5 protein-coding genes and 1 pseudogene are annotated in these 3833 nt (G+C 55.2%); 5 read left to right on the top strand and 1 reads right to left on the bottom strand.

Annotated elements, in window-relative coordinates; all coding sequences use genetic code 11:
• Nucleotides 1–105 (top strand): MbeD family mobilization/exclusion protein (locus tag MHZ97_RS22160; protein WP_239315671.1); only part of this gene is annotated, 105 nt, incomplete at its 5' end.
• A gap of 709 nt (nucleotides 106–814) precedes the next feature.
• On the opposite strand, the gene MHZ97_RS22165 is transcribed toward MHZ97_RS22160, so the two are convergent.
• The gene (locus tag MHZ97_RS22165) at nucleotides 815–1357 is read right to left on the bottom strand and encodes a hypothetical protein (protein WP_239315695.1); all 543 of its coding nucleotides are present in this window, start codon (nucleotides 1355–1357) and stop codon (nucleotides 815–817) included.
• A gap of 848 nt (nucleotides 1358–2205) precedes the next feature.
• Here MHZ97_RS22165 and MHZ97_RS22170 point away from each other — a divergent pair.
• The 4 genes and pseudogenes from MHZ97_RS22170 to MHZ97_RS22185 all read left to right on the top strand — a co-directional run.
• Entirely contained in the window at nucleotides 2206–2529 is a 324-nt protein-coding gene (locus tag MHZ97_RS22170) for a MobC family plasmid mobilization relaxosome protein (RefSeq protein WP_179133778.1), read from the top strand.
• Nucleotides 2519–2884 (top strand): annotated as a pseudogene (locus MHZ97_RS22530) (relaxase/mobilization nuclease domain-containing protein); the annotation flags it as partial. The gene MHZ97_RS22170 and the pseudogene MHZ97_RS22530, both read left to right, overlap by 11 nt.
• Nucleotides 2885–3206: 322 nt before the next feature.
• Nucleotides 3207–3704, top strand: a complete 498-nt coding sequence (locus tag MHZ97_RS22180; RefSeq protein WP_239315694.1) for an MbeB family mobilization protein — start codon at nucleotides 3207–3209, stop codon at nucleotides 3702–3704.
• A 6-nt stretch (nucleotides 3705–3710) separates the two neighbouring features.
• The coding region (locus MHZ97_RS22185; RefSeq protein ID WP_239323865.1) for an MbeD family mobilization/exclusion protein at nucleotides 3711–3833 on the top strand (123 nt) is incomplete at its 3' end.

Consider the following 3833-nt stretch of genomic DNA (forward strand, 5'->3'; position numbering starts at 1 on the left):
GGTCTTATGCAACGGGAGAACGCGGCGCTGAGCGAGCGCGTCACGGGCTTGAGCAGGCAGGTGCAGAGTTTGAGCGAGCAGCTGCGCCGGTTGTCGAACGGCTGAATGCCGTCGAGCTGCGCCAGCAGCAGGAGCGGGTGCTGGAGCACCAGAAAGCGCTGGAGCTGGAGCGATCGCAGCGACAGCGGACGTATGACGGCCCGTCGCTGTGATAACCGGCTAAAACGGGGCTTTCGGCGGGCATCTGCACTGAAAGCCGGAGCCATTCACCCGGCTGCATGGGTATGCAGTCCGGGGAAATTTACCGGGCGCAAACGGGGCGGTTTACCGGGTGGTTTGCTGCCGGTTTTACCGGGCTGACGTCGCATTCGCGGCGAACCCGTCCGGGGCGGTGCGCCCAAGAGATGTTATGGTAAATCTGACGGGCTGGGTAACACCGGCGCGACAGTGCCGGCGGCCGGTATAGGGCTTCGCTTGTACGGAGGATTGTTCTTTACTAGGCTTAAGGTGTGCCGGTCTCGGCACGTAGCAGTAGATTATGAACATGGTTTGTTGTTCAGCCCGCTGAAGAAAGATGGCGGGTTTTTTACGTCTGGATCCAGGGTGCCGGCCGGCTGAAAAAAATCCCGAAACCGTACGGAATGAGTCGGGATGGCAAAGTTGCCAGTGAAATTCGCGTCAAGGAAACACGCAACCCATTGTACCATACTATAAGTTTTTGTTTTTTATGGCATTAATGGCAGGTTCATGAGTTGTTCTCGTAGCAGTCGACAAGATTGGCTGCTGGCGTTGATAGCGGTACGTAATCGGGATGTTATGGTAAATCATCTTCCATTTTCCTGATCCATGTACGACTCCACTCCATAGGCTTTAGTCTATGGAGGCTAACTTCTTCAGCTCTGTGAACAAGATCGGTCAGTAACATGAATGCTATTTTATCGAAAAGCTTACGCTTCGGTAGTTGCTGGAATTTTTGATTGGATTCCCTATCAAATCTAATCCACAAACCGGCTAGCGCTTCCATTTTTTTACTGACTTTATCTGTATCGAAATTTACATTCCAGTTATGTGCAAATTGATTCCTGATCTCACATATTGTATTGATTGAATTCATTTCTAGTTCACAGATGAGACCGAGAGAACAAGTTAGCTGAGTACGTTTTTTTATTGGTGCTGAGTATGTGTTTGTGACGTAGTCTTTTGATGCTGCATTTTGCACGAGAAAGGCCGAAAGGATTTCTTGTATGGTGGTTTCAATCAGAGACGTAAGGGTTAAGACGAGCCCTTTATCTGATTCCCTATCAATTAAAGTTCTTAGTTCTCCCAGCCTACGTAGGTTTTCAATTCTTTGACTCATTCCAACCAGTCCTTTTTTTGAGTAAAAAAAGTCTAATGCCCCCGTGGTGGGTATATAAAAAACCACGGGGAGCGTAGCGACCTTCGTCTAGCTCTCTTCTTGTTTTTCTCACCCTGCAAAAGGCTTGATTGTGTGGATGAAATGTCAGACCGTGGCAATTACACTTCACCGCTTGCTGCTTCCTTATTCGCTCATTTTATCAGGTGCCAGTTATCGTACTGCGAGACGGGGTAGAGCTTAACTCTTTCGCGGTTAAGTTACGTACCCACCGTTTGCCTGTTTATCCTGCCGGAGTCCGGGGCGTAGACCTGAGCGTCTAGGGTGCAGATATAATTTTAATGTCGTTGAATGGTATTCAGCTGGTAGTGACATGGCTAGCCAGCCCTGCTAGGATTAGATTGCGACGTCTGATTCCCAGCAGGTATCTGCAAGAATTAGAGTACTCAAGCCCTGTGATTATGTCACGGGGCTTTTGTACTTCTGGAGTTTAAAAACTTCATATCCCTCAGTAACATTTTGACAATGCCCGCCGCAGTCTCACGGCAGGAGCGCAGCGACCGAGTGAGCGAGGAGGCGTTATTTCACCTTTACCCGCATGTTGCACTTACGCCCGATAGCCACATTTTCCCTTTCCACATGAAGCACTTTCATAAATTACTACTCCGCCGTAACATATTTAGCCAGTATACACTCCGCTAGCGCTACGTGACTGGTTCAGGGCTGCGCCCCGAAACCCGCTAAAAACCACTGACGCGCCTGCGGCTTGTCTAACACCGCGCCGACCGGGAAAAATTTCCCGCCCGTCCCGGCGTTATCAGGAGGCCGGATTGGCAGACAAACGCAGCAAGATGCTCACGATGTGGGTAACGGAAGACGAGCACCGGCGTCTGCTGGAACGCTGCGACGGTAAGCAGCTCGCGGCCTGGATGCGCCAGACGTGTCTGGACGAGAAGCCGGCTCGCGCCGGCAAACTTCCGTCGATCTCGCCGGCGCTGCTTCGTCAGCTTGCCGGCATGGGGAACAACCTCAATCAGATTGCCCGGCAGGTTAACGCCGGGGGCGGCAGCGGGCATGACCGCGTGCAGGTCGTCGCCGCGCTGATGGCCATCGATGCCGGACTCGAGCGGCTTCGCCAGGCCGTGCTGGAAAAGGGGGCAGACGATGATCGTTAAGTTTCACCCGCGAGGGCGCGGCGGCGGCGCCGGTCCGGTGGATTATCTGCTGGGTAAAGACCGGCAGCGCGACGGCGCCAGCGTCCTGCAGGGGAAGCCGGAGGAAGTCCGGGAGCTTATTGACGCCTCGCCCTACGCCAAAAAGTACACATCTGGCGTCCTGTCCTTTGCCGAAAAGGATTTACCGCCTGGGCAGCGCGAAAAGCTGATGGCGAGCTTTGAGCGGGTTCTGATGCCCGGACTCGACAAAGACCAGTACAGCGTGCTGTGGGTTGAGCATCAGGACAAGGGGCGGCTGGAACTGAACTTCCTCATCCCGAACACGGAGCTGCTGACCGGCAGACGTCTCCAGCCGTATTACGACCGCGCCGACCGTCCGCGCATCGATGCCTGGCAGACCATAGTGAACGGCAGTCTGGGGCTGCACGACCCGAACGCGCCGGAGAACCGGCGGGCGCTGGTCACGGCGTCCGCGCTGCCGGAGGTGAAACAGGAGGCCGCCCAGGCGATTACACGGGGCTTACTGGCCCTGGCCTCGTCCGGGGAGCTGAAAACCCGTCAGGACGTCACTGAGGCGCTGGAAAGCGCAGGTTTCGAGGTGGTGCGCACCACGAAAAGCAGCATCAGCATTGCCGACCCGGACGGGGGGCGAAATATCCGACTCAGGGGAGCCATCTATGAACAGTCTTTTAACGCTGGCGAAGGACTTAGAGCAGAAATCGAAAGCGCAGCAGCAGACTACCGGCGAGATGTTGAAAGCCGCATTCAGCGAGCACGAGAAGTCTGTCAGAGCGGAACTGAACGAAAGCGAGAAGAGAATCAGCGCCGCTATTCTCGACCACGACCGGAAGCTGTCCTCAGCCATGAGCCAGCGCACGAAAGGCATGGTGCGCATGGTCAGCCAGACGTGGCTGACCATCGTCCTGGTCTCCGCGCTGCTGATCGCCTCGAGCGCGGCCATTCTGTGGTGGCAGGGGAACCAGATACTCGACAACTACGCGAGCATCCGGGAGCAGAAGGACGTGCTGGAGAAGCTGAACGCGCGGACGTGGGGCGTAACGTACCAGGAAGACAACCAGGGGCGGTTTCTGGTGCTGCCGGAGGGCGTGAAAGCGGACACGAACTGGACGTTCGACAACGGCAGGAAGATCGGCATCAGACTGGTACGGGAGTAGAGCAGCATGACGGAGCTGGAAAAACAGTTGCTGAGCGCATTAGAGCAGCTACAGCAGGACTACTCGAAAAGGCTGGACGAGTGGGAGAACGCCTTCGCGGAATGGCGGACGATGTCTGGTCTTACGATG

Source organism: Pantoea sp. ACRSC (assembly GCF_022346785.1).
GTDB classification, from domain to species: Bacteria; Pseudomonadota; Gammaproteobacteria; order Enterobacterales; family Enterobacteriaceae; genus Pantoea; species Pantoea alvi.